The following is a 24,163-nucleotide window of genomic DNA, read 5'->3' as shown; positions in this document are numbered from 1 at the left end:
CGCATCGCGCTCTCCCCCTGAATGGGGCTCAGGCGGCGGCCGGGGGTTGCTTGGCGGCGTCCGACTTCTCGGCTGCAGGTTTTTCGGCGGACTTGTCGATGGGCTTATCCGCGGGCGCTGTCGGCGTGCGAGCGGCACCGTTGCCAACGGGCGCCGTCATGGCCGGCGCAGCGCGCATCTGCCCGACGCTCTCCGCCATTTTTGCCTCGGATGCCGCAGCCTTCGCCGCCCGCTTCTTCGCGGCCTTGGCGCTCTTCTCGGCCTTCGGTTTGGCCAGCGCCGGCATCTTCTGCACTTCCTCCAGCGCCTTCTTGGCGGCCGCCTGCTCGGCCGCGCGTCGGCTCGCGCCCGATCCGCCGGCCTTGATGTCGAGCTTCGGCACCGTGCACTCCACCTCGAACTGCTGGTTGTGCGCGGCGCCGTGCGTGGCGGTCACCGTGTACTGCGGCAGCGCAATCTTGTGGCCTTGCAGGTATTCCTGGAGCAGCGTCTTGGCGTCCTTGCCGAGCGTTTTCGGATCGACATGTTCAAGCACGGGCGTGTACAAGCGCTCGATCACGGCATACGCCGCCTCGAACCCGCCATCGAGATACATTGCCCCGAACAGCGCTTCGAGGGTATCGGCCAGAATCGACGGGCGACGGAAACCACCGCTCTTGAGTTCGCCCTCGCCCAGGCGCAGAAATTCGGAGACGCCCAGTGTCTGCGCGATTTCGTACAAGGATTGCTGCTTGACGAGATTGGCGCGCACACGCGAGAGGTCGCCTTCGTCGAGCTTGCCGTAGCGACGGAACAGGATCGCTGCGACCGAACAGTTGAGGATGGAATCGCCAAGAAACTCCAACCGCTCATTATTGGCGGCACTATGGCTACGGTGCGTCAGTGCTTGGCAAAGCAATTCCGCATCGTGGAAGCGGTACTGGAGACGTTCTTCCAGTGAGTTCAGAGATTGAGGCATGGCGCAAGTATAGCGCGACGCTCCCGCCCCGGCGCGCGCCGTCGCCAAGAAACGACGGGCCGGACCGCCTTGCGGCGGGCTTTTCGGACTCGCGAGAGGGGGGTGGGATCGGACATTTCCGGGGTGACGAAACGTCGATCTCCCCCGTGCCCTCTGCCCGTCGCAACAATTAATTCTAAATTAAAAATAATAATGCGGAAATCAGCTTTTTATTGCCAATTTCCGCATCAATCGAACCATCGCCCCGGGGGGCGGTGGTCTCCCCGTCGATCGGCAAGCTTACTGGAAGCCGCCCAAGCGCTTGAGGTTCGAGAAATTCATCCAGATGAAGAAGGCCCGGCCCACGATGTTTTGCTCGGGCACGAAGCCCCAGTAGCGGCTGTCCGCGCTATTGTCGCGGTTATCGCCCATCATGAAGTAGTTGCCCTCCGGCACCTTGCAGATCACGCCTTGGCTGTTGTACTGGCAGTTCTGCTTGTTCGGAAAGTCGTCGGCGCCCAGGATATACGGCGGCACGTTCGGGTCGTTCAGAATGCGGTGCTTCACGCCGCCCACCGTCTCTTCGAACTGCTTGAAGTAGGCGATGTGCTCCTCGTCGAAGTAGTCCGGCATGGCGGTCTCCGACACTGGCTGGCCGTTCACCGTGAGCTTCTTGTTCTCGTAGGCCACCACGTCGCCCGGCAGGCCGATCACGCGCTTGATGTAGTCCATCGACTCATCTTTCGGGTAGCGAAACACCATCACGTCGCCCCGCTTGGGTTCACCGATCGAGATGATCTTCTTGTTGACCACCGGCAGGCGAATACCGTAGTCGAACTTGTTCACGAGGATGAAGTCGCCCACGAGCAGCGTCGGAATCATGGAGCCCGACGGAATCTTGAACGGTTCGACCACGAACGAGCGCAGCACGAACACCGCGAGAATCACGGGGAAGAAGCTCGCCGAATACTCGAGCCACCATGGCTGACGCAGCTTGTCGTCGCGCACTTTCGCACGCGCACTTGCGATCACGCCGCTATCCTGTGAGCCGGAGCCCTGGATGCCAGACCCCTGCGTGGCAAGCTGCTGTTGATCGAATTGCGCCAAGGCGTCCTGTGCTGCCCGGCGGCGCGCCGGTTGAAACACCAACTTGTCGGCCAACCAGGCCACCCCGGTCACCAGCACCAGGACAAAAAGAATCAGGGCGAAATTCATGCGGGACCTGTCGCTTCGTTATTTGTCTTCGACTTGCAAAATGGCAAGGAACGCTTCCTGAGGAATCTCGACACTCCCCACCTGCTTCATGCGCTTCTTACCTTCCTTCTGTTTCTCAAGCAGCTTCTTCTTGCGCGAGATGTCGCCACCATAGCACTTGGCCAGCACGTTCTTGCGCAAAGCCTTGATGTTCTCACGGGCAATGATGTTTGCGCCGATGGCCGCCTGAATCGCCACATCGTACATCTGGCGCGGAATGATTTCGCGCATCTTCGACGCGACCTGCGCGCCGCGACGGCGGCTCTCCGAACGGTGCACGATGATCGACAGTGCGTCGATCTTGTCGCCGTTGATCAGCATGTCGACCTTGACGACGTCCGACGTGCGGTACTCCTTGAACTCATAGTCCATCGACGCGTAACCGCGCGACACCGACTTCAGACGATCGAAGAAGTCGAGCACGATCTCGGCCATCGGAATTTCGTAAATGAGGCGCACCTGACGGCCGTGGTATTGCATATCGATCTGCACGCCGCGCTTTTGCTGACACAGCGTCACCACCGAGCCGACATACTCCTGCGGCATGTACAGGTTGACCGTGACGATCGGCTCGCGCACTTCTTCAATGCGGCCCGGATCCGGCATCTTCGACGGGTTTTCCACCGTGGTCACCGTGCCATCGCGCTCGACCACCTCATAGATCACGGTCGGCGCCGTGGTGATGAGGTCCATGTCGAACTCGCGCTCCAGGCGCTCCTGCACGATTTCCATGTGCAGCAGACCCAGGAAGCCGCAACGGAAACCGAATCCCAGTGCCTGCGAAACTTCCGGTTCGTATTGCAGCGAGGCGTCGTTGAGCTTGAGCTTTTCGAGCGATTCGCGCAGCGCGTCGTACTGGTTTGCCTCGACCGGGTAGAGGCCGGCGAACACCTGCGGCTTGACTTCCTTGAAGCCCGGAAGCGCCTCGGGCGCCGGCTTGGTCGTGGTCGTCAGCGCATGCGTGACGGTATCGCCGACCTTCGCGGCGCCCAGTTCCTTGATGCCCGAGATGATGAAGCCCACCTGGCCGGCCGACAGCGACGGGCGTGGCTGCGACTTCGGCGTGAAGACCCCCACTTGCTCGACCGGGTAGGTCGCGCCCGTGGCCATCAACTGAATTTTTTCCTTCGGCTTGAGCGTGCCGTTGACGATGCGCACCAGCATGACCACGCCCACGTAGTTATCGAACCACGAGTCGATGATCAACGCTTGCAGCGGAGCGGCGGCATCGCCCTTGGGCGGCGGAACCTTGGCGATGAGCGCTTCGAGCACCTCTTCCACGCCGAAGCCGGTTTTCGCGGAGCAGCGCACGGCGTCGGTTGCCTCGATACCGATCACGTCCTCGATCTCCTGGATCGCGTTCTCCGGTTCGGCCGATGGCAGGTCAATCTTGTTGAGCACCGGCACGACTTCCACGCCCAGCTCGATCGCCGTGTAGCAGTTCGCCACGGTCTGCGCTTCCACGCCCTGAGAGGCATCCACCACGAGCAGTGCGCCCTCGCATGCGGAGAGCGAGCGGCTCACCTCGTAAGAGAAGTCGACGTGGCCCGGCGTATCGATGAGGTTCAGGTTGTACACCTTGCCGTCACGCGCCTTGTATTCCAGGGCAGCCGTTTGTGCCTTGATGGTGATGCCACGCTCTCGCTCGAGATCCATCGAGTCGAGGACCCGGGATTCCATTTCACGATCGGACAGACCGCCGCTCAACTGGATGATGCGATCGGCCAGGGTCGATTTCCCGTGGTCGATGTGGGCGATGATCGAAAAATTGCGGATATGGTCCATGAGGCGAGGCTAGAGAAGAGTCGGTGCCATCGGATTCGGCTCGGCAGCGACTTTCGAGAGAATCGGCAAACACGATATTTTAGCCGAAAGCGTGGCGATGCCGTCCGGAATCGCATGCATCACGGCAGTCCATCGGAATTGGCGGGAAGCTTGGGACGATCGGGCGTCGTTCGAGGCAGGGATGGGATAGAGCGAAACGTCAACCTGAGCGCAATGCGGCGGTGACCGCCGCTGCGTCGAAACGATACCGGCACAACTCGCGCTCGCCGAGCGCAAGCACCGGCACGATCTCGTCGTATTGCGCTTCCAGCGCCGGGTCACTGTCGACATCGATGACGGTGACGGAGAAATTCCACGCCGGACGCATCGCTTCGAGCGCCGCAAGCATGTCATCGCAAAGATGACACCACTTGCGGCCATAGAGCGTCAGCGCCGGCGCGTGCATGAGACAGCGATGTTACTTGCCGGGCGTGCGCGGACGCAGCGGCACGAATTGCGTGGCATCGCCGCGACGCACGAGGATCGGCACGAGGCGCTTCGGATCGAGCGCCTTGACCACCTCCTCAAATTGCTTCGCGCTGACGATGTCTGCATCGCCCACGCGCAGGATGATGTCACCCTGCTGCAAACCGGCCCGCCCTGCGGAACCTTCGGCCAGTTCGACCTGCACGCCACCGCGCAGCTTCATGTCCTTCTTCTGCGATTCGGTCAGGTCGGAGACCACCAGGCCCAGCGCATTCGGGTGGGGCGTGTCGGCACTCCCGCTCTGCGCCTTGGACGCCTTCGGCGTATCCGTATCGGCTTCCGCGACGGTGATGCGCAAGTCCTGATTCTTGCCCTTGCGCAGCACCTGCAGCATCGCGCTCGACCCGGGCTTGGTCTCGCCGACCATGCGCGGCAGGTCGGTCGCATGATCAACGGCCCGGCCCTCGAACTTCATGATGATGTCACCCGGCTGCACCCCCGCCTTCTCGGCCGGACTACCCGGCTCGATGCTGCGCACCAGCGCGCCTTGCGCCCGCGGCAGCCCCAGCGAATCGGCAACCTCCTTGCTGACCTCGCTGATCGCCACGCCGATCCGGCCGCGCACGACCTTGCCGCTCTTCTTGAGCTGGTCGGCTACGCGCATGACTTCATCGATCGGGATCGCGAACGAAATGCCCATGAAGCCACCGGTCTGGCTATAGATCATCGAGTTGATGCCGACCACCTCGCCGCGCATGTTGATGAGCGGCCCCCCCGAATTGCCCGGGTTCACGGCCACGTCCGTCTGAATGAACGGCAGGTAATCGCCGGTATCGCGGCCCTTGGCCGATACGATGCCCGCCGTTACCGTATTGTCGAGACCGAACGGCGAACCGATCGCCACCACCCATTCGCCAACGCGCAGTTTGTTCGAGTCGCCTACCGGCACGGTCGGCAGGTCCTTGGCGTCGACCTTGACCACGGCGACGTCGGTGCGCTTGTCCGCACCCATCAGCTTCGCCTTGAACTCGCGCTTGTCGGTGAGGGTAACGTAGATACTTTCGGCGCCATCGACCACGTGCGCGTTGGTCAGGATGTAGCCGTCGGCCGAGACGATGAAGCCCGATCCGACGCCGCTGTTCTGCTCTTCATCCGGCTGCGGCTGGCCGCGTCGGGGCGTACCGCCTTTCGGGCCCGGCTGCTGCGGCAGGGGCACACCGAAGAAGCGGCGGAACAGCTCGGCCATGTCGCCGTCCATGCCGGGCGGCAAGCCGCTCTGACTGCGGCTGACGCGCTCGGTCGTCCGAATGTTCACGACGGCCGGGCCGACCCGGTCAACCAACTGGGTGAAATCGGGAAGATTACTGACGAGTGGCGCCGCCGACCCTGAGGCCGGGGCGGCAAAAGCAGCAGGTGCCCCCGCCAATTGCGCGGCAATGGCGCCGCCAAGGATGACACGAAGCAGGAAGGTCTTCTTCATTGGAAGATCGTGGTGCGCGATAGTCTCGGAATGCTTGAAGGCAGCCCGGCCCCCCGACAGGGCATTGCGTCTGTCGGTGCCTCGCTGCCCGGACCGCACCGTCACCGGTTGCGGCCCACCCGACAGCCGGTCACTTCGCCGGCTGTTTGTACTCGATGCTGGAGGCGAACTGCTGCAAGGTTGCCTGCGGCACTTCGCCAAGCAAGGTCAGCCAGTAGTCACCGAAGCGCTTGATCAGAATGTTCGTCGCGCCGGCGCTGCCGTGGCCTTCCTTGCGCTCTCGCGTGGCCGGTTCGATAAATACCGAAAGTCCGGCCATGCCGTCTGAATATACCACCTGCTGGACTTCCAGCGGTTTGCCGTCGGCCGTCGATCGCATGGTGCGGCGCACTTCGCGCACCGCCTTGAACCCCGGCACCTTCTTGTCGACGTCGATGCTCCAGCCGGCATCGGACAGATGCATCGGCACGATTTGCGGCTTGATGACGTGCCAGCCGTGCGTTGCCTGGATGGCGTGCACGATGCGCGCCTTCTCACTCGGCACACCGATCGAGATCTGCGAGAATGCCGCCTGCTCGAGCAAATGGCCTTCGGCGTCGAGGGTCTGGGCGCGCAGCAACAGGCCGGTGTTGCGATCGGCCCACAACCGGTAGCCGAAGCGGTACTCGTCCTTTGGCGTGAGTTCGATCACCATGCAGTCAAAGCCCGCCATGCGCTCATTCGGCAGCAGCTTCGGTGCGTAGTAGTCGAGCACGTCGCGATTGGGCGTGGCGAGCAAGGCAGGGAACGAGTCCTTGCTCTCGCGCTTTTCCAGAAACACGGTCTTCTGCTCGGGAATGAGCGTGTAGACATCGTCGTTCTGTCGAAGAATGCGGCGCTGGCGTCCGTCCAGCGTCTCAAGCGCTTCGTACTCGTTACCCTTCTCGGCGAAGTGACTGATCTTCGACGAGCGCATGGTCGAACCACGCTGATAAACGAACGTACCGATGTAGTTCTGCGTCTGCGCCGCGCGGTGGATCTTGTTGAGCCACGCGCCGACTTCGCGCCGCTCGATCAGCGGGTCGTTCGTCGGCGCGGCAGCCTGGGCCCACGCCTGCGATTGCAGCGTGGTCGCCAGCAGCAAGGCGAACAGGAAGAAGGTGCGCCCGAGGGGCGCACGCGGCAAGGATTCGATACTCAGGCGCTGCATTTATTCGTCCGCTTGCGCCGAGGCTCGCATATAAGGGGAAACGCCCTGGCCGATCGGCGTCGGGGCATATTGCTGATGTGCCGCCAGATACTGGTCAAGCCGCGCATCGCGCAACACGATCAGATCGTTCGGTGCCCCCGCACTCGCCCCGTTGGCCGCCACGGCGGCTTGCGACGGTTGCGACAGCGTAACGCGCGTGAGGTTACTTCCGCCAGCGGCCGGCGTTGCGGCTTGAGCCAACACCTGCGGCTGCGTGCCGCCGGCGGGGTGATCCTGTAGGCGCGGCACCACAACCCATGACAGCGCCGCCACGGCCGCCGCGGCAGCCGCCGTTGGCAGCACGCGGCGTACGCGCAGGAATGGATTGATACGGGTGACGCGCGAGCCCGCGGTCTTGGCGCCCTGTGCGGCGCTTGCCTGGGCGTCGGCCAGTGCGGCCGGCGCGAGGAGGTGAGGCTCGGTTTCGAGGCGCGCCGAGAAGGCCGCCATGAAGGCCGACTCCGACCGCGGCAACGTCAACTCATCGGAACGCAGGGCGTCTCCAATCAAGTGGTAGTCGTCCCACAAAGGCCGGCCGGAAGCGTCAGCCTCATCCAGCAGGGCAGCCAGCTCGTCCGAATCGAATTCCCCGTCCACCAACGCGGAAATTCGCTCGGCTTGCAGCCCCCGCTGCGTTTGCACCGTCGCTGATCCCATGATATCCCCTAACGAAAATAACTTCCCCGGCGGCGCGCTCACCAGCGCTTGCCGTCAGGCGTGTCCAGCAGCGGCCTGAGCCGGCTGGCAATCGCTTCACGCGCCCGGAAAATTCGCGAACGGACCGTTCCGATCGGGCACCCCATGGCTTCGGCGATCTCTTCGTAGCTCAACCCCTCGATTTCCCGCAGGGTAATGGCCGTTCGAAGCTCATCGGGCAAAGCCTCCATCGCCGCGTTGACCGTTTGAGCAATCTGCTTGCTCATCAGCAACGACTCAGGCGTGTTGATATCCCTTAGTTGATCAGCCTCGGCAAAAGTTTCCGCTTCTTCAGCGTTCGCTTCAGTCGAAGTCGGTGCACGGCGTCCCTGCGTTGCCAGGTGGTTCTTTGCCGTGTTGACAGCAATACGATACAGCCAGGTATAGAACGCCGACTCGCCGCGAAACTGCGGCAAGGCACGGTAGGCCTTGATGAAGGCCTCCTGCGTCACATCCTCGACCTCGGCGGCGTCGCGCACGAGCCGCGATACGAGGCGGATGATCTTGCGGTGATATTTCGCGACCAGCAGCTCGAAGGCGGCTTTGTCGCCTTTTTGCACGCGCTCGACGAGCGCCTGGTCGATTTCTCGTTCACTCACCTGATTGGGATCCGTATTTTCTCTGGCGGCCAGGCCCCGGTCGGGCCTGATGGCTCCACGGCAGCACGGGCCACCGCGGCGGGAAGTGTCTGTTACGCCGCACGCCCGGGCACACTCACCGGAGCGTGGGTCAGCGGAACGGGACGCCTGCGCGGCGTCCCGCGAACCTAGACTCGCTGGAAGACCAGCGTGCCGTTAGTCCCGCCGAATCCGAAAGAGTTCTTCAATGCGACATCAATTTTCAGATCGCGCGCCACGTTTGCGCAGTAATCCAGGTCGCAAGCGGGGTCCTGATTGAAGATGTTGATCGTCGGCGGCGACTTCTGGTGATGAACGGCCAGCACGGTAAACACCGACTCCAGGCCGCCCGCGCCCCCCAACAGATGACCGGTCATCGACTTGGTCGAGTTCACCACGACCTGCTTGGCGGCATCGCCCATCAGGCGCTTGACGGCAACCGTCTCGGCGATATCGCCCAGCGGGGTCGACGTGCCGTGCGCGTTCACATAGTTCACGGTATCGGCATTGATGCCGGCATCGCGCAGCGCGTTGGTCATGGCGCGCAGGGCGCCGTCGCCGTCCTCGCACGGAGCGGTCATGTGATACGCGTCGGCACTCATGCCGAAGCCCTTCAGCTCGGCGTAGATCTTCGCGCCGCGCGCCTTGGCGTGCTCGTACTCTTCGACCATCATCACGCCAGCGCCCTCGCCCAGCACGAAGCCGTCGCGATCCTTGTCCCACGGACGGCTCGCCGTCGCCGGGTCGTCGTTGCGCGTCGACAGCGCGGTCATCGCGGCAAAACCGCCGATCCCCAGCGGCGACACCGTCGATTCGGCGCCACCGGCAAGCACCGCATCGGCATCGCCGTACTGGATCATGCGCGCAGCCTGACCGATACAGTGCAGACCGGTCGTGCAGGCGGTGACGATCGCGAGGTTCGGCCCCTTCAGGCCGTACTTGATCGACAGGTGGCCCGAGATCATGTTGATGATCGAGCCCGGCACGAAGAACGGGGAAATCTTGCGCGGGCCGCCTTTGAGCAAATCGTCATGCGTGTCTTCGATCATCGGCAGACCGCCAATGCCCGAACCGACCAGCACGCCAATACGTTCCGCGTTTGCTTCAGTGACGGTGAGGCCACTGTCTTCGAACGCCTGAATGCCTGCGGCGAGGCCGTAATGGATAAACGTATCCATGCGGCGCGCTTCTTTGGCCGACAAATACTCTTCGGTCTTGAAGTTTTTCACTTCGCCGGCGAATTGCACTTTGAATTCGCTCGCATCGAACTTCGTGATGTTGGCGATGCCCGAACGGCCTGCGACCAGATTCTCCCAACCCTCGGCAACAGTGTTGCCGACCGGCGAGATCAGGCCCAGACCGGTAATGACGACGCGACGACGACTCACGATACTCCCCTTCTTCTGCTGGGTCTTACAAAACAAAAGCCACAGAGGCGACAGGGATCGACCCTGTGCTCCCTGCGGCTGACAGGCATGCCTGGCGCCGGGAACCGGTCGGCACCCCGGCCGTCCAGGCGATCCTCCGCGGGCCTCTTAGGCCTTGGAATTGCCTTGAACGTAATCGATGGCTTGCTGCACCGTGGTGATCTTTTCGGCTTGCTCGTCCGGGATTTCCGTCTCGAACTCTTCTTCCAGTGCCATCACCAGCTCAACCGTGTCGAGCGAGTCGGCGCCGAGATCGTTCACAAAGCTGGATTCGTTCTTGACGTCAGCTTCGTTCACACCAAGTTGTTCGGCGACGATCTTCTTGACGCGTTGCTCAATGTTATCCATTCAAACCCTCCGGGGTAGTTAGTTCAGACAAGTGCGCGCATTTTAACAGGTTTGCCAAGCAAAGTTAGCCTGCGCCAAATAATGTTCAATATCGCTCAAAATTGCGCATTATCAGCACAATTCCCACGAAATTCCCTTAATTCATGAACATGCCACCGTTCACGTGCAGCGTCGTCCCGGTGATGTAACCCGCCTGCGGCGACGCGAGAAACGCCACGGCATTGGCGATGTCTTCCGGCGCGCCGAGGCGGCCCAGCGGAATCCGTGCCTTGAGCGCCTCGTGCTGCGCTTCGCCCAGCGCCTTGGTCATATCGGTGTCGATGAAGCCCGGGGCGACACAGTTGACGGTGATGTTTCGGCTGCCGATCTCGGCGGCCAGCGAACGAGCCATCCCGGCAACGCCCGCCTTGGCGGCCGCGTAATTGGCCTGCCCCGGGTTGCCCGCCGAACCGACGACCGACGTCACGTTGATGATGCGGCCGCTGCGCGCCTTCATCATCGGCTTGATGACCGCTCGCGACAGACGGAAGATCGCCTTGAGGTTCGTGTCGATCACGTCGTCCCACTCGTCGTCCTTCATCCGCATGGCGAGATTATCGCGCGTGATGCCGGCGTTATTGACGAGGACGTCGAGCTTGCCGTACTGCTTGAGGATGTCGTCGAGTGCCGCAGCCACGCCTTCGGCGTCGGTCACATTCAGGACGATGCCTTTGCCCGTCACACCGGCCTCGCTGAAGTACGCGGTAATGCCCTGCGCACCGGCTTCGCTGGTGGCGGTGCCCACAACCGTCGCGCCCTGGCGAGCGAGTTCGAGGGCAATGGCACGACCGATGCCGCGCGAAGCGCCGGTCACCAGCGCCACGTGGTTATCGAGTTGCTTGCTCATGAGAGAGATACCCTTGACTGTGTCTTACGAGAGTTGCACGCGCACGTCGCCGAGCGACGCCGGATCGGTGATCGCCAGCCCGGTGAGCGTGCCGTCGATGCGCTTGGTCAGGCCGCTCAACACCTTGCCCGGACCGCACTCGACGACTTGGGTCACCCCCTGCGCCGCGAGCCACTTGACGGATTCGACCCAGCGCACCGGGGCCGCGGCCTGACGCACCAATGCGTCCTTGATGCGGGCCACGTCGGTTTCGACGGCGACATCGACGTTGTTGACGAGCGGAATCTGCGGCGCGCTGAACGTCACGTCGGCCAGATATTCACGCAGACGATCCGACGCCGGCTTGAGCAGCGACGAGTGGAACGGCGCCGACACCGGCAGCACGAGCGCGCGCTTTGCCCCGGCGGCCTTCGCCAGTTCGCAGGCTTTCTCCACGCCCGCCTTCGCACCGGCGATCACGACCTGTGCCGGGGCGTTGAAATTGACGGCCTCAACGACGCCCGCGGCCGATGCTTCGGCGCAGACGTTGCGAACGGTGTCGTCATCCAGTCCCAGAATGGCCGCCATGCCCCCTTGCCCGACGGGCACGGCCTCCTGCATCGCTTGCGCGCGAAAACGAACGAGCGGCACGGCATCCTTGAACGCGATTACGCCCGCGGCGACCAGCGCCGTGTATTCACCTAGGCTGTGGCCTGCAACGAACGCGGGCTTGGCACCGCCCTCGGCCAACCATGCGCGGTACATCGCGTAGGCGGCGGTGAGCATCACCGGCTGAGTGTTGGTCGTCAGATTGAGGTCTTCGGCCGGGCCGGCGGCGATCAGCTTGCCCATATCCTGCCCAAGGGCATCCGAAGCTTCGGCAAGGGTCTCGCGCACTACCGCGTTGTCCGCGAAGGCATCGAGCATGCCCACCGATTGGGAACCTTGTCCCGGGAAAACGAAAGCGAATGTCATAGCGCCTGGTTTTGCAGTCAGATTCAGAAACATTGCGGCACCCTGTCGCGCACCGATCTGGCGGCGTGGGGCGCACTACCCCACGCGGCGCCCTGAAGGCCCATCGTCAGGTCCGCGTGGCGCCTTGGCGCCGGGTCCACTTACATGCGGAACAGCACGGCGCCCCACGTAAAGCCGCCGCCCACGCCTTCGATCATGACGTTCTGGCCCGGCTTGATGCGCCCGTCACGAACCGCGACGTCGAGCGCCAGCGGAATCGACGCGGCAGACGTATTGCCGTGCTGGTCGACGGTCACGACCATCTTCTCTTCCGGCAGTCCAAGCTTGCGGGCCGTGCTCGTCATGATGCGCAGGTTGGCCTGGTGCGGAATCAGCCAGTCGATCGCCGACGCCGCCAAACCGGCCTTCTCGAGGGCTTCGAGGGCTACTTTTTCCAGCACGCGCACCGCCAGCTTGAACACGGCCTGGCCATCCATATAGAGGAACGCTTCGCCCTGCACCGCGCCGCCGCTCACATTACCCGGCACGCACAGAATGTTCGCGTGGCTGCCGTCCGCATGCAGCGCGCTTGCCAGAATGCCCGGCTCGCTGGACGCCTGCAACACGACCGCGCCCGCACCGTCGCCGAACAGCACGCAGGTCGTACGGTCCGTGAAATCGAGAATGCGCGAGAAGGTCTCGGCACCGATCACGAGGACGTTGCGGTACGCACCGGTGCGAATGAAGTTGTCGGCCGTCGCCATGGCGTAGGCAAAGCCGGAGCAAACCGCCTGAATGTCGAACGCCGCGCAGCCGTTGTCGATGCCGAGCTTGTTCTGCACGAGGCAGGCGGTGCTCGGAAACACGAAATCCGGCGTCGACGTGGCGACGATGATGAGGTCGAGCTGGTTGGCGCTCAGGCCGGCCATGTCGAGCGCGCGCCTGGCGGCTTCCACCGCCATGTCGCTGCTCGTTTGATCGGGCGCGGCGAAATGGCGGGCCTGGATACCGGTGCGAGCAACGATCCACTCGTCGCTCGTCTCGATGCCACGGGTGGCCAGCTCGTCGGCCAACTGCTGATTGGTCACGCGGCGCGCCGGCAGGTAGCTGCCGGTACCAACGACGCGGGAATGAATCGCGGACTGAGTCATCTTATGATCGGTTAGAGCGCCGGAGCGAGGCCGCCGGCGTCAGAGCGCCGGAATGGCGCCCACCGGCTTGTTGTCCTGGAGCTGGGTCTGATTCTCATGCATGGCGCGCGACAAACGGTCGAGCACGCCGTTGCGAACTGCATCATAGCCGCGTTTGATGGCCCATTCAAACGAGTAGGCATCGGCGGAGCCATGGCTCTTGATCACGAGCGCACGCAACCCGAGCAATGCTGCCCCGTTGTAACGGCGATGATCGACGCGGCTTTTGAAGCGGGAGAGAATCGGCAGCGCAACGACAGCGATCACCTTCGTCCACCACGTACGGGTGAATTCTTCGCGGATCATGTCGCCGAGCATTTGTGCCAGGCCTTCGGAAGTCTTGAGGGCAACATTGCCCACGAATCCGTCGCACACGACGATGTCGGTCGTGCCGCGATAGATATCGTTGCCCTCCACGTTGCCGTAGAAGTTCAGCGTGGAGCCGCGCAGCAGCTCGCCCGCCTGCCGGATGACGTCGTTGCCCTTGATGACTTCTTCGCCAATATTGAGCAGGCCGATCGACGGACGCTCCTTGCCATCGACCGCCGCGACGAGCGCATGGCCCATCTCGGCGAATTGCAGCAAGTGGGTTGGCTCGCAATCGACGTTCGCGCCGAGATCGAGCATGGTGGTGTAACCACCCTTCTGGTTCGGCAGCACGGTGGCGATGGCGGGCCGCTCGATGCCCGGCAGCGTCTTGAGCACATAGCGCGAGACGGCCATCAACGCGCCGGTATTGCCGGCGGATACGCAGGCTTGCGCGCGCGCGTCCTTGACCAGGTTGAGCGCCACACGCATCGAGGAGTCTTTCTTCCTGCGCAGGGCGGTCTCGACGGAGTCGTCCATCGCGACCACTTCGGTCGCGTTGACCACGGACAGGCGCGGGTGATCCGTCGCGCGCAACTTTGCGAGTTGCGCGTTAATGATCTCCTGCTGTCCGACCAGCACAAGTTCGACATCGTCGGTGGACTGCACGAAGCGAACCGCGGCCGGCACCGTCACCGATGGGCCGTGATCTCCGCCCATGCAATCGATCGTCAGGGTGACTGTCATGTCGACGTGATTGGCTTGCGGTACAGGTAACAAAAAAAGCGGCAGGATAAGTGCCGCTTTTGCCACATCGGACGATCAAACAGCGCCATGATGGGCGCGTATCGCCTGGAGGGCCGAGTTTTAGTCGTTCTTGGTCTTGATGACCTTGCGACCACGGTAGAAACCGTTCGGCGAGATGTGGTGACGCATATGCGTCTCACCCGACGTCGGCTCGACGGCGGTCGCCGGCGCGGTCAGGAAATCGTGCGAACGGTGCATGCCGCGCTTCGACGGCGACTTCTTGTTCTGTTGAACGGCCATGATAACTCCTCAAAATATCGCGAAATTTTAACACAGTTCGAGCGCCGCCCTACGGTGTCGGCCTGTCGGCCCGACCTGTGCGACTAACGCAAACTTGTACTTTGGTGCGCCGGAGACCCGGCCGCACGTTACTTTCCGTCCTTGTCCGGCGAGCGCTTGAGCGCTGCCAGCGCCGCGAACGGAGACGGCTTATCCTCCTCTTCGGGCGGCGGCGCGGGTTCGGTCAACCCGTCGTCGCCCGTGGCCAGACTTTCGTGCACATTCGGACACACCTCATGCTTGGGCACGATCGGCAAAGCCAACAGCAATTCTTCCTCGATCAGCTCGCGCAAATCGAAATGTTTGGAGCCGACCAACGCCTCGAACTCATCTTCATCGAGGGGCCGGGCTTCCGCGGCTGCTTCGTCACGCACAACCTCGAAGGTCGTCTCCGAATCGAGCGGCTCCTGGTACGGCGTGAGACATCGCTGGCATTCGAGCCACATCGGGCCTTCGACCGACAGCGTCAGGAACTGCGCCACCGTGGGCTTCCCGTCGGCACGCAGCACCTGCTTCTCGACGCCTTCGGCGCGCCAGTGGAACACGCCCTGGGCGCGCCCCGACGCCGAGACTTCGGCAGGCACTTCGGTTACCATGCGCGGCAATGCCGCAAGTTGCACGTCACCTTCCGCCACCCGGCCGGTACGCGCGAATTCGAACAGATCGACGATATATTCGTTCATCACGCTCATCCTTGCCTTAGGCGCATCTGAGCGCGTTTTCAACGTCCCCTGCCACTCGCAGCGCCTTGATCCAACACCGTTTCCGGACGTTTGGACCCGTACCGCGCAGACTGGCGGGACCGAGCGCCAGATTGCAAAAGCCGTGAATTCTAAATAGTTTTTCGTTTCTCGTCAAACACTTAAACCTGATGACCGCACACCCCCCGCCACCCGTGATCCTGGCCTCCGGATCGCGCTATCGACGTGAGTTGCTCGAGCGCCTGCGCGTGCCCTTTACGGTCGACGTCCCGGACATTGACGAAACGCCCGCCCCCGGCGAGACGCCGCGCGATACCTCGCTGCGCCTGGCCCGTCAGAAGGCCCAGGCGGTGGCCGGGCGCCGACCGGGCGCCATCGTCATCGGCGCCGACCAGGTCGCGACGTTCGAAGGCCGCCAGATCGGCAAACCCGGCAATTTCGAGAACGCCATGACACAGTTGCGCGACATGCGCGGCAAGGTCGTCGAGTTTCACTCCGCCCTGTGCGTGCACGATGCCCGCAACGGCGAAAGTCAGGCCAAAGATGTCGTGACACGGGTGAAGTTCCGCAATCTGCCCGACGAGGTGCTCGCCGCCTATCTTCATGCAGAGACACCCTACGACTGCGCCGGCGCCGCCAAATCCGAAGGGCTGGGCATCATGCTGCTCGAAACCATCGAGAATGACGACCCGACCGCGCTCATCGGCTTGCCGCTGATTGCGCTCACGACCATGTTGATGAACACCGGCATTCGCTTGCCAGGCCCCGGCCCCAGCGCAGCAGGAGCGCCAGCATGAGCGGCACGCTGTATCTGATCCCGAATACGCTCGGCACGAACACCCGCGGCGGCCTGCCGGCGGTATTGCCTGAAGACGTCCGCAACGTGACGGCCGGCCTGACGTATTTTGTCGGCGAACAGGCCAAGAGCACGCGAGCATTCCTCAAATTGGTCGGAGTGTCCACGCCGATTCAGGAAATCGATATTCGCGAGTTGAACGTCAACACGCCGGCAGCGGCCATCGATGCGCTCCTCGCGCCGATGCTCGCCGGTGTCGATGGCGGCCTCGTCTCGGAGGCCGGCTGCCCGGCCGTGGCGGACCCGGGTGCGCTGCTGGTGCGACGGGCGCACGAGAAAGGGGTGCGCGTGGTGCCGTTCGTCGGCCCGAGTTCGATCCTGCTCGCCTTGATGGCCAGCGGACTGAACGGGCAGAGTTTCGCCTTCCACGGCTACCTGCCAACGGACGCGGCCGATCGTGCGAAGCGCTTGCGCGAACTCGAACAACGCTCGCGCAAGGAGAAGCAGACGCAAATCTTCATCGAGACGCCCTATCGCAACAAGGCCATGCTCGACGCGCTGCTGCAGACCTGCGACGCCTCCACCCTGCTGTGCGTCGCGGTCGACGTCACGCAGGACGGCGAGCAGATTGTCACGCACCGGATCAAGGGATGGCCTCAGGCGAGTATCGATCTGCACAAGCGCCCCGCCATTTTCCTATTTCTGGGCCAGTAACGCCTGATATCGGCCTCAGTAAAAGACAACGCCACGGAGAGCTTCCGTGGCGTTATCGCTTGCGTGCTTGCGTTCCGCGGTGCGTCGGCGTTACTTGAGCGAGAGGGTCGCGCCCATCATCATCGTCTTCATCGCCGCGGCACCCACGGCCGCACCGAAACGTCGCGCCACGCGCTCAGGCAAGTTTTCCTTGACGGTGTAGTCGACGAGATTCGGCGCCTTGAGTACGTCGCGGGCCACCGAATCGACCGTCCCGAGGCCGTCCGACAAACCCAGCTCGATCGAACGCTGGCCGGTCCAGAAAAGACCGCTGAACAGATCCGGGTCGTCCTTCAGTCGATTGCCGCGCCCCCTCTTCACCGCGCCGATGAACTGCTGATGGACCTGCTCGAGCATATCGAGGGCATACGTCTTCTGTTGATCCGTCTGCGGCGAGAATGGGTCAAGGAACCCCTTGTTACGCCCTGCCGTCAGCAATCGCCGCTCGATGCCGAGCTTGTCCATCAACCCGGTGAAACCGAAGCCATCCATCAACACGCCGATGGAACCGACGATGCTCGCCTTGTCGACGTAGATCTTGTCGGCGGCCGCCGCAACGTAGTAGCCACCCGAGGCACAAATCTCTTCGACCACGACATACAGCGGCTTCTTCGGGTACTTCGCCCGCAAACGCATGATGTCGTCATAGATCATCCCGGCCTGAACCGGGCTGCCGCCAGGGCTGTTGATGCGCAGAATCACGCCCGCCGCCGACGAGTCTTCGAACGCCGATTCGAGCGCCGCGTTGATCTTCCGGGCACTCGCCTGACCGTCGGGTGCGATCTCGCCGCTCAGCGTGACCAGCGCGGTATGTCTGCCGGAGCCGGCGCCGACCGTCGCCGTACCGCCATCGAAATCGGAAATCGACCAGATGACAAGCGCGACGATCGCCAGCACCAGCAGCCGGAAGAAGATTTTCCAGCGGCGCGACGCGCGTTGCTCGCGAATGCCGGCCATCAACACCTTTTCCAGCATTTCGCGCTCCCAGAGCTTCACCTCGCCCGGATCGCGGCCCGCGCCGCCCCCCGCTGCCGACGACGACCGCCCACCGGGCGGAGGAAAACCAGGTTCGGTGCGGGGTGAATCAGGCGGCAGGGCGTCAGCCATAAAGTATCCAGAGAACTTGGGGTAAAAGGCGAAAACTGCGGGCGAAAACGGCGATTGAAACCAGGATGTCGTGTCGTCAGTGTGCCGACGGTCCGGGCGCTTCGATGTACGCATCGGGCCACCAGACGACGGTCGTGTGAGCGGCATCGCCCCCGTTCGGGTCAGCCGACCGCTCCTCCACGCGCACGGGCTGCAGCGCACCGCCGCGACACGGGCCGCCAACGCAATGCCCCGTATCGGGCTCATAGGTTGCGCCGTGCGTCGCGCACATCAAGTATAAGCCGGACGTTTCGAAGAACTGCCCCTCAGACCAGTCGAGTTCCATCGGCACATGGGCGCACTGATTGAGATAGGCGTAGACGTGCCCGCCATAGCGAATCACGAACGCCGGAGTACGACGACCGCTCACGCATACCTCGAAACGCACGCCGCGCCCCCCATCCTCGAGCGCGGCGCCCGCGCAGATCGGCAGCGGCACGACGGACTCGCTCACACGCGCTCCAGCAGCCAGTCGCGCAGCTCGGCCACGCTCCCGGCGCAATACGCGGGCTCCAGCGCCACCAGTTGCTCGCGCGGATGCGCACCGCCGTAAGCCACGGCCACGGCGGACGTTCCTGCACTGTGCGCCATCTGCAAATCGTGCGTGGTATCGCCGATCATGACCGTGCGACGCAGGTCCTGACCGAGTTCGCGCGTCAGCTCTTGCAGCATGGCCGGATGCGGTTTCGAAAATGTCTCATCGGCGCAACGCGTTGCGTCGAACATCCGCATCAGCCCGGCGGCTTCGAGCGCGCGGTTCAGACCGACACGCGACTTGCCCGTCGCCACGGCGAGAAAACGGCCACGCGCGCGCAAGGCTTCGAGCAACTCACGGATTCCGGTGAACAACACGGTCTCCTTGTCGCCTATCAAATAATGAAAACGATAGCGCTCAGACAGGCGCGGATAGTGCGCAGGGTCGAGGGATGGCACGGCCATTTGCAGGGCATCGCGCAGGCCGAGGCCGATCACGTGGCTCGCGATCTCGTCGGACGGCACGGGCAGCCCCAGATCGCGGCAGGCGGCCTGGATGCAGCGGGTAATGGTGGGCGTCGAGTCCATCAACGTCCCGTCCCAGTCGAACACGACCAGGTCGAACTCAGGGCTTGGCATCGGCAGAAGCGCCTCGAAGTTGGTTCAGAAATTGCTGACATTCTGGCGGTAACGCTGCTTCCAACGCAATCGGCGTATCTAAAACCGGATGGTTGAACTTCAGCCGCCACGCGTGCAGAAACATCCGCTTGATGCCGGGACGGGTGCCGGGACGGGCCAATGTCTTGTTCAGCGTGAAGTCGCCGTACTTGTCGTCACCGACGATCGGCGTACCGCAATGCGCCAGGTGAACGCGAATCTGATGGGTCCGCCCCGTTTTCAGTTCCGCTTCGAGCAACGTATAGGGCGGATGCGACTCCATCATGCGAAATACGGTGTGCGATGCCTGACCGTCTTCCTGCACACGCACGCGACGCTCGCCCTCTGCCGTCACATACTTATACAGCGGGGCTTTGACCGCACGCTGACGGTCTCGCCATTCGCCCGTGACGCAGGCCAGATAACGCTTGTCCATCCGGTTGTGCCGAATCTGCTCGTGCATGCCGACGAGCGCCGAGCGCTTTTTCGCGAGCAGCAGGATCCCGGATGTTTCTCGGTCGAGACGGTGCACCAGCTCGAGAAACTTCAGGTGCGGCAGGGCGCGGCGCAGTTGCTCGATCACCCCAAACGACACGCCGCTACCGCCATGCACCGCCACCCCGGCCGGCTTGTCGATTGCCATGAGGTAATCGTCTTCAAACAACACGGGGAAGGTAGCGGCGGGAACGTAGGCCGGCGCTTCGGCAGCCGGCGCGGCAACGCGAACCGGCGGAATGCGGATGATATCGCCAAGAACAAGGCGATAGGTAGCGTCTATTCTTCCTTTATTTACGCGCACTTCACCGCTACGCAAAATGCGGTAAATGTGACTTTTCGGCACACCTTTGCACTCGCGCAAGAGGAAATTATCGATCCGCTGGCCGGCCGAGCCGTCGTCGACCTCGACGAGCCGAACCTGCGGCGCAGACGCCGGCGAAACCATTTTCTGCCGATTTTTGCCTAACTCATTCATTATGAATATAATTTGCCCAACGGAGGTGGTGGTAGCGGGAATCATGCCAAATCCCCACCTCTGTCGGTGCTGACCTCAAAACGGTATTTTACTTGCACCCCGGGCAGGCTGCTCGTCCGGTGACCCTGGAGCAGCGAGCGCACGCACATCACGCAGCGTCGGCAGGAAGTGGGCCCATAGGCCGCTTCGGTCGCAGCGCGCGTGATGCGGATAGAGTTGGTGGTTATAGAATTTTTTGGTGGTCAGCCCGGGTTTGATTGTCTGGGCTGATCGCTTTGCTGAGTATCGTTCGCGCAAGAGTCTTGGTGAGGCGCCGTCACAAGAAGAAAAAGTGTCGGCAGGCGCCCCGAGAAAACGCTGATGAAGTTTCTCGTCCAGTATCTCTTGGTAGGGACTGCAAGCCCGAAGTGATCCGCGCCGGGCCGGAATTTTCCGGTGCCTCGGCGGATCCGGGTGAGCGCGATAACGTATTCGCTGGCGCCATTGCGTCCGTTGGCCTCATCGCCCGGACCCCCCGGCAATTCTTCCACCCCCGGCTCGAACCTCGCGTGTTGGATAACTCGAGTGATACGTGCCCGACGCACTGCACATTGGCAACTGCGGCGGGTGGGAGTCGTTTTCATGAAACGCATGTTGTTCAACGCCACGCAGCAGGAAGAACTGCGCGTGGCAATTGTCGATGGGCAGAAACTCATCGATATCGATATCGAGACGGCCGGCCGCGAACAGCGCAAAGGCAATATCTACAAGGGTATTATTACCCGTATCGAACCCTCCCTCGAAGCCTGCTTCGTCAACTACGGCGAAGGCCGTCACGGCTTCCTGCCGTTCAAGGAAGTCGCCCGCGCGTACTTCCGCGAAGGTGCCGATGTGCGCAATGCGCGCATCCAGGACGCCCTCTCCGAAGGCCAGGAACTCATCGTTCAGGTCGAAAAGGAAGAGCGCGGCAACAAGGGCGCCGCCCTCACGACCTTCATTTCGCTGGCCGGCCGTTACCTCGTGCTGATGCCGAACAACCCGCGTGGCGGTGGCGTGTCGCGCCGCATCGAGGGTGAAGACCGCCAGGAACTGCGCGAGACGATGGGTCAGCTCGAACTGCCGGAAGGCATGAGCATCATCGCCCGCACCGCAGGCATCGGTCGCTCGGCCGAAGAGCTGCAGTGGGACTTGAACTACCTGCTGCAACTCTGGCGCGCCGTCGAAGGCGCCGCCACCAACATCGAACTGCCGCGCGACTCGGCGCTGATCTATCTCGAGTCGAGCCTCGTCATTCGCGCCATCCGCGATTATTTCCAACCCGATATCGGTGAAATCCTCATCGATACGGAAGAAATCTCCGAGCAAGCGCGTAACTTCATGCAGGTGGTCATGCCCGATCACCTCAATCGCGTGAAGCAATATCGCGACGACGTGCCGCTGTTCTCGCGTTTCCAGATCGAGCATCAGATCGAAACGGCGTACGCACGCCAAGTGCCGCTGCCTTCGGGCGGCGCGATCGTGATCGATCACACCGAAGCGCTCGTGTCGATCGACGTGAACTCGGCGCGCGCCACCAAGGGTGCCGACATCGAGGAAACGGCGCTTCGCACCAACCTGGAAGCGGCCGATGAAGTGGCGCGCCAGTTGCGTCTGCGCGACTTGGGCGGCCTGATCGTGATCGACTTCATCGACATGGAGTCGGCCAAGAGCCAGCGTGAAGTCGAACAACGTGTGAAGGACTCGCTCAAGCACGATCGCGCGCGCGTTCAGATGGGCAAGATCTCACGTTTCGGCTTGATGGAACTGTCGCGCCAGCGTCTGCGTCCGTCGCTGTCGGAAGGCACGCACGTAACCTGCCCGCGCTGCAATGGCACCGGCCACATCCGCGACGCTGAATCGTCGGCCCTGCAAGTCCTGCGCATCATCCAGGAAGAGGCGATGAAGGAGCACACGGCAGCCATCCACTGCCAGGTGCCGGTCGAAGTCTCCGCGTTCCTGCTCAACGAAAAGCGCCAGGAAATCAACAAGATCGAAGCACGCTTCAAGGTCGGCGTGCTGCTGATCCCGAACAAGCATCTCGAAACGCCGCACTATAAGCTCGAGCGCCTGCGCTTCGACGATCCGCGTCTGGATACCCCGAGGGCCAGCTACGTCCTCGCCGAAGAGGCAGCGCGTGCCCTGGAAGAGGATCCGGCGGCTTACAGCAAGAAGAAGGAAGACGTGCGCCCGCGCCAGGAAGCCGCCGTCAAGGGCATTACGCCTGAACAGCCGGCACCGGCCGCGCAATCGCGTCCTGCGCCCGTCGCGGCGACCGCACCCGCGCCTGCAGTCCCCGCACGCAGCGGTGGCTTCATCGGCTTTGTGAAGCGCCTGCTGGGCCTCGAGCCTGCAGCACCCGCACCGGTCCAGGCCGAAGAACCGGCCAAGCCCAACGCTCGTCCGCCGCGCGAGCGCCACGAACGTCCGCATCAGCAAAACCGCAACCGTCGTGGCAATGCTCGCGACGACAGCAAGTCCGGCAAGGACAACGCCGGCCAACCGGCGCGTGAAGGTCGTGAAGGTCGTGAGGGCCGCGAGGGTCGTGAGGGCCGCGAGGGTCGTGAGGGCCGTGAAGGTCGTGAGGGTCGCGCCGCCCGTCCGGAACGTGCCGAGCGCAACGAACGCGGTGATCGCAATGAGCGTCAGGAAGGCCGTGACAAGCGTGAGCGCGACGAAGCGCAGCCGCGTCAACCGGCTCAGGACGTGCGTGCCGAGGAAGGTCGCGAGCCGCGCGAAGGCCGCGAACGCGGCAATCGTCGCGACCGCAACGAGCGTCGTGATCGTCGTCAGCCCGAAGGGGAAGACGGCCAGCAAGCCACGCCGCAACGCGTCGCCCAAGCCGCCCCGCTCGTCGCAGAGCAGGAAGATCTCGAACAGGATCGTCTGACGGCGCAGGTTGAAGGCGCACCGCTTCTCGCGGGCGAGGAAGGCGAGCAAGGGGGTGAAGAGCGCCGCCGCAGCCGTCGTCGCGGTCGCCGCGGTGGCCGTCGCGAGCGTGAGGCCAATGAGCAGCAACTCCATGGCGAAGGCGATCAGGCCGAAGGCGCGATATCGACCGGCGAGGAAGGTGTGCAAGCCCCAGTGCTGACGCACGAAGCCGTCGACACCACCGCGACCGATGTCCCGGTTCGTGCGGCAGCGCCCGTCATTGCGGCAGAGACTGTCACGGCGGCCGATGTGCCGACGGTGCAGGTCGAATCGACGCCCGCCCCGGTTCACGTCGAGCCGGCGGAAGTCCCGGCGGCACACGTGACCGAAGCCGCGCCGTTAGCGCTGCCGGAAGTCGCGTCGCCGGTCATCGCCGAACCGATCGCCCCGGTCAACGTGGCACCGCTACCTGCAGTGGAAGTCGCCGCACCGGTGGTCCCGCCGGTCAGCGCGCCGTTGCCTGCAGCCACGCCGAGCCCGGCGCAGCCTATCGTCCCGGCCGAGGCCCTGACCGAGATCGCCGCCACGGCAGCCATCGCCAGCACCCCGGCGGACGTCAGCCCCGCGCCGATGGCATCCGCCGCACCGTCGACGCCGCTCGAGATCGTCGAAACGGCGAAACCGGTGCAAACGCCGGCACCGACCGCACCGGTAGCCACCGTTGCCGCGACGGAAGTCGCGACGACTCGGCCGGCCCCGGCCGCCGTAGCGCCTGCGCTGGAAAGCAACGCGCTGGAGTCGTCGCTGGCAAGTGTGGGTCTGGTCTGGGTCCACACGGACGCCGACAAGCACCGCGCCGCCAGGGAGGCCGCAGCGCAAGCTGCACCGGCACCGCACGTGCCGCGCGAGCGCCGTCCGTCCAAGCCGGCCAGCAGTGGCCCGATGGAGCAAGTGGAAACGCGCGGCTCGTCGGATCACGTGGCCTAACGTGCCGTAGCGAGACACTCAGGCGGCGGCACCCGTTCCGCTGGCGACCATCCGCCTGACGTGATGTTGGAAAAGGAGGCTTCGGCCTCCTTTTTTGCCATTGGGGATCGCTTTTCGCCTTGCGACCCCACGTTGTCCCGACTTGTGCCCGC

Annotated in this window: 22 protein-coding genes and 1 pseudogene; 3 read left to right on the top strand and 20 right to left on the bottom strand. The window is 63.3% G+C overall.

The features are described from left to right. Positions 1-31: 31 nt before the first annotated feature. From rnc to PCE31107_RS06295, 16 genes and pseudogenes are all read right to left on the bottom strand, one after another. Positions 32-958 (bottom strand): annotated as a pseudogene (gene rnc, locus PCE31107_RS06370) (ribonuclease III); the annotation flags it as partial. Between the two features lie 279 nt (positions 959-1,237). Then, complete coding sequence (gene lepB / locus PCE31107_RS06365) at positions 1,238-2,152, bottom strand: signal peptidase I (RefSeq protein ID WP_017232513.1); 915 nt, start codon at positions 2,150-2,152, stop codon at positions 1,238-1,240. A gap of 18 nt (positions 2,153-2,170) precedes the next feature. After that, positions 2,171-3,976, bottom strand: a complete 1,806-nt coding sequence (lepA, locus tag PCE31107_RS06360; protein ID WP_130026949.1) for a translation elongation factor 4 — start codon at positions 3,974-3,976, stop codon at positions 2,171-2,173. Between the two features lie 199 nt (positions 3,977-4,175). After that, the gene (locus PCE31107_RS06355; protein WP_150607250.1) at positions 4,176-4,421 is read right to left on the bottom strand and encodes a glutaredoxin family protein; all 246 of its coding nucleotides are present in this window, start codon (positions 4,419-4,421) and stop codon (positions 4,176-4,178) included. A gap of 12 nt (positions 4,422-4,433) precedes the next feature. After that, on the bottom strand, positions 4,434-5,921 hold the full coding sequence (locus PCE31107_RS06350; RefSeq protein ID WP_150607248.1) for a DegQ family serine endoprotease: 1,488 nt from the start codon (positions 5,919-5,921) through the stop codon (positions 4,434-4,436). Positions 5,922-6,051: 130 nt separating this feature from the next. Continuing rightward, positions 6,052-7,110 carry a MucB/RseB C-terminal domain-containing protein gene (locus tag PCE31107_RS06345; protein WP_150607246.1) on the bottom strand — a complete coding sequence of 353 codons (1,059 nt, stop codon included), beginning with the start codon at positions 7,108-7,110 and terminating at the stop codon, positions 6,052-6,054. Further along, positions 7,111-7,806, bottom strand: coding sequence for a sigma-E factor negative regulatory protein (locus tag PCE31107_RS06340; protein ID WP_017232508.1), 696 nt, complete (start codon positions 7,804-7,806; stop codon positions 7,111-7,113). 38 nt (positions 7,807-7,844) lie between these two features. Then, entirely contained in the window at positions 7,845-8,444 is a 600-nt protein-coding gene (gene rpoE / locus PCE31107_RS06335) for an RNA polymerase sigma factor RpoE (protein ID WP_017232507.1), read from the bottom strand. Between the two features lie 167 nt (positions 8,445-8,611). Then, positions 8,612-9,850 (bottom strand): beta-ketoacyl-ACP synthase II, encoded by a 1,239-nt coding sequence (fabF, locus tag PCE31107_RS06330; protein ID WP_150607244.1) that lies wholly within the window; start codon positions 9,848-9,850, stop codon positions 8,612-8,614. 147 nt (positions 9,851-9,997) lie between these two features. Then, the gene (gene acpP / locus PCE31107_RS06325) at positions 9,998-10,237 is read right to left on the bottom strand and encodes an acyl carrier protein (protein WP_017232505.1); all 240 of its coding nucleotides are present in this window, start codon (positions 10,235-10,237) and stop codon (positions 9,998-10,000) included. Positions 10,238-10,373: 136 nt separating this feature from the next. After that, entirely contained in the window at positions 10,374-11,123 is a 750-nt protein-coding gene (gene fabG / locus PCE31107_RS06320) for a 3-oxoacyl-ACP reductase FabG (RefSeq protein ID WP_017232504.1), read from the bottom strand. Between the two features lie 24 nt (positions 11,124-11,147). Next, positions 11,148-12,077: an ACP S-malonyltransferase gene (fabD, locus tag PCE31107_RS06315; protein ID WP_130026954.1), complete on the bottom strand. Its 930-nt coding sequence runs from the start codon at positions 12,075-12,077 to the stop codon at positions 11,148-11,150. A gap of 140 nt (positions 12,078-12,217) precedes the next feature. Next, complete coding sequence (locus PCE31107_RS06310) at positions 12,218-13,207, bottom strand: beta-ketoacyl-ACP synthase III (RefSeq protein ID WP_130026955.1); 990 nt, start codon at positions 13,205-13,207, stop codon at positions 12,218-12,220. A 39-nt stretch (positions 13,208-13,246) separates the two neighbouring features. Next, positions 13,247-14,299, bottom strand: coding sequence for a phosphate acyltransferase PlsX (gene plsX, locus PCE31107_RS06305; RefSeq protein WP_150607242.1), 1,053 nt, complete (start codon positions 14,297-14,299; stop codon positions 13,247-13,249). Between the two features lie 120 nt (positions 14,300-14,419). After that, the gene (gene rpmF, locus PCE31107_RS06300) at positions 14,420-14,599 is read right to left on the bottom strand and encodes a 50S ribosomal protein L32 (protein WP_017232500.1); all 180 of its coding nucleotides are present in this window, start codon (positions 14,597-14,599) and stop codon (positions 14,420-14,422) included. 128 nt (positions 14,600-14,727) lie between these two features. Further along, the gene (locus PCE31107_RS06295) at positions 14,728-15,330 is read right to left on the bottom strand and encodes a YceD family protein (RefSeq protein WP_150607240.1); all 603 of its coding nucleotides are present in this window, start codon (positions 15,328-15,330) and stop codon (positions 14,728-14,730) included. Positions 15,331-15,509: 179 nt separating this feature from the next. Between PCE31107_RS06295 and PCE31107_RS06290 the strand changes: the two genes are divergently transcribed. Together PCE31107_RS06290 and PCE31107_RS06285 are read left to right on the top strand one after the other, a co-directional pair. Beyond that, on the top strand, positions 15,510-16,136 hold the full coding sequence (locus tag PCE31107_RS06290; RefSeq protein ID WP_150607238.1) for a Maf-like protein: 627 nt from the start codon (positions 15,510-15,512) through the stop codon (positions 16,134-16,136). Then, positions 16,133-16,849 (top strand): SAM-dependent methyltransferase, encoded by a 717-nt coding sequence (locus PCE31107_RS06285; RefSeq protein ID WP_150607236.1) that lies wholly within the window; start codon positions 16,133-16,135, stop codon positions 16,847-16,849. Before PCE31107_RS06290 ends, PCE31107_RS06285 begins: the two co-directional genes overlap by 4 nt. A 90-nt stretch (positions 16,850-16,939) precedes the next feature. On the opposite strand, the gene PCE31107_RS06280 is transcribed toward PCE31107_RS06285, so the two are convergent. The 4 genes from PCE31107_RS06280 to PCE31107_RS06265 form a co-directional block, all read right to left on the bottom strand. Beyond that, the gene (locus PCE31107_RS06280; protein ID WP_150607234.1) at positions 16,940-17,995 is read right to left on the bottom strand and encodes a S49 family peptidase; all 1,056 of its coding nucleotides are present in this window, start codon (positions 17,993-17,995) and stop codon (positions 16,940-16,942) included. A 76-nt stretch (positions 17,996-18,071) separates the two neighbouring features. Continuing rightward, on the bottom strand, positions 18,072-18,488 hold the full coding sequence (locus PCE31107_RS06275) for a Rieske (2Fe-2S) protein (protein ID WP_150607232.1): 417 nt from the start codon (positions 18,486-18,488) through the stop codon (positions 18,072-18,074). Beyond that, the gene (locus PCE31107_RS06270) at positions 18,485-19,147 is read right to left on the bottom strand and encodes an HAD family hydrolase (RefSeq protein WP_017232494.1); all 663 of its coding nucleotides are present in this window, start codon (positions 19,145-19,147) and stop codon (positions 18,485-18,487) included. Before PCE31107_RS06270 ends, PCE31107_RS06275 begins: the two co-directional genes overlap by 4 nt. Beyond that, the gene (locus tag PCE31107_RS06265) at positions 19,134-20,138 is read right to left on the bottom strand and encodes an RluA family pseudouridine synthase (RefSeq protein ID WP_130027968.1); all 1,005 of its coding nucleotides are present in this window, start codon (positions 20,136-20,138) and stop codon (positions 19,134-19,136) included. Before PCE31107_RS06265 ends, PCE31107_RS06270 begins: the two co-directional genes overlap by 14 nt. 621 nt (positions 20,139-20,759) lie before the next feature. Between PCE31107_RS06265 and PCE31107_RS06260 the strand changes: the two genes are divergently transcribed. Further along, the gene (locus PCE31107_RS06260) at positions 20,760-24,011 is read left to right on the top strand and encodes an Rne/Rng family ribonuclease (RefSeq protein ID WP_150607230.1); all 3,252 of its coding nucleotides are present in this window, start codon (positions 20,760-20,762) and stop codon (positions 24,009-24,011) included. Positions 24,012-24,163: the final 152 nt, after the last annotated feature.

The organism is Pandoraea cepalis, from assembly GCF_902459625.1.
Classification (GTDB): domain Bacteria; phylum Pseudomonadota; class Gammaproteobacteria; order Burkholderiales; family Burkholderiaceae; genus Pandoraea; species Pandoraea cepalis.
The sequence above is the reverse complement of the archived record's forward strand: the minus strand, read 5'-3'. Positions and strand labels throughout refer to the sequence as shown.

Bases quoted from the DNA above. Each gene is read 5' to 3' on its own strand.
- PCE31107_RS06285 (WP_150607236.1), top strand. From the start codon at position 16,133: ATGAGCGGCACGCTGTATCTGATCCCGAATACGCTCGGCACGAACACC.
- plsX (WP_150607242.1), bottom strand. From the start codon at position 14,299: ATGACAGTCACCCTGACGATCGATTGCATGGGCGGAGATCACGGCCCA.
- PCE31107_RS06265 (WP_130027968.1), bottom strand. From the start codon at position 20,138: ATGAATGAGTTAGGCAAAAATCGGCAGAAAATGGTTTCGCCGGCGTCT.
- acpP (WP_017232505.1), bottom strand. From the start codon at position 10,237: ATGGATAACATTGAGCAACGCGTCAAGAAGATCGTCGCCGAACAACTT.
- PCE31107_RS06270 (WP_017232494.1), bottom strand. From the start codon at position 19,147: ATGCCAAGCCCTGAGTTCGACCTGGTCGTGTTCGACTGGGACGGGACG.
- PCE31107_RS06295 (WP_150607240.1), bottom strand. From the start codon at position 15,330: ATGAGCGTGATGAACGAATATATCGTCGATCTGTTCGAATTCGCGCGT.
- PCE31107_RS06290 (WP_150607238.1), top strand. From the start codon at position 15,510: ATGACCGCACACCCCCCGCCACCCGTGATCCTGGCCTCCGGATCGCGC.
- lepA (WP_130026949.1), bottom strand. From the start codon at position 3,976: ATGGACCATATCCGCAATTTTTCGATCATCGCCCACATCGACCACGGG.
- PCE31107_RS06280 (WP_150607234.1), bottom strand. From the start codon at position 17,995: ATGGCTGACGCCCTGCCGCCTGATTCACCCCGCACCGAACCTGGTTTT.
- PCE31107_RS06310 (WP_130026955.1), bottom strand. From the start codon at position 13,207: ATGACTCAGTCCGCGATTCATTCCCGCGTCGTTGGTACCGGCAGCTAC.
- PCE31107_RS06260 (WP_150607230.1), top strand. From the start codon at position 20,760: ATGAAACGCATGTTGTTCAACGCCACGCAGCAGGAAGAACTGCGCGTG.
- PCE31107_RS06345 (WP_150607246.1), bottom strand. From the start codon at position 7,110: ATGCAGCGCCTGAGTATCGAATCCTTGCCGCGTGCGCCCCTCGGGCGC.
- PCE31107_RS06350 (WP_150607248.1), bottom strand. From the start codon at position 5,921: ATGAAGAAGACCTTCCTGCTTCGTGTCATCCTTGGCGGCGCCATTGCC.
- lepB (WP_017232513.1), bottom strand. From the start codon at position 2,152: ATGAATTTCGCCCTGATTCTTTTTGTCCTGGTGCTGGTGACCGGGGTG.
- rpmF (WP_017232500.1), bottom strand. From the start codon at position 14,599: ATGGCCGTTCAACAGAACAAGAAGTCGCCGTCGAAGCGCGGCATGCAC.
- PCE31107_RS06355 (WP_150607250.1), bottom strand. From the start codon at position 4,421: ATGCACGCGCCGGCGCTGACGCTCTATGGCCGCAAGTGGTGTCATCTT.
- PCE31107_RS06340 (WP_017232508.1), bottom strand. From the start codon at position 7,806: ATGGGATCAGCGACGGTGCAAACGCAGCGGGGGCTGCAAGCCGAGCGA.
- fabG (WP_017232504.1), bottom strand. From the start codon at position 11,123: ATGAGCAAGCAACTCGATAACCACGTGGCGCTGGTGACCGGCGCTTCG.
- fabD (WP_130026954.1), bottom strand. From the start codon at position 12,077: ATGACATTCGCTTTCGTTTTCCCGGGACAAGGTTCCCAATCGGTGGGC.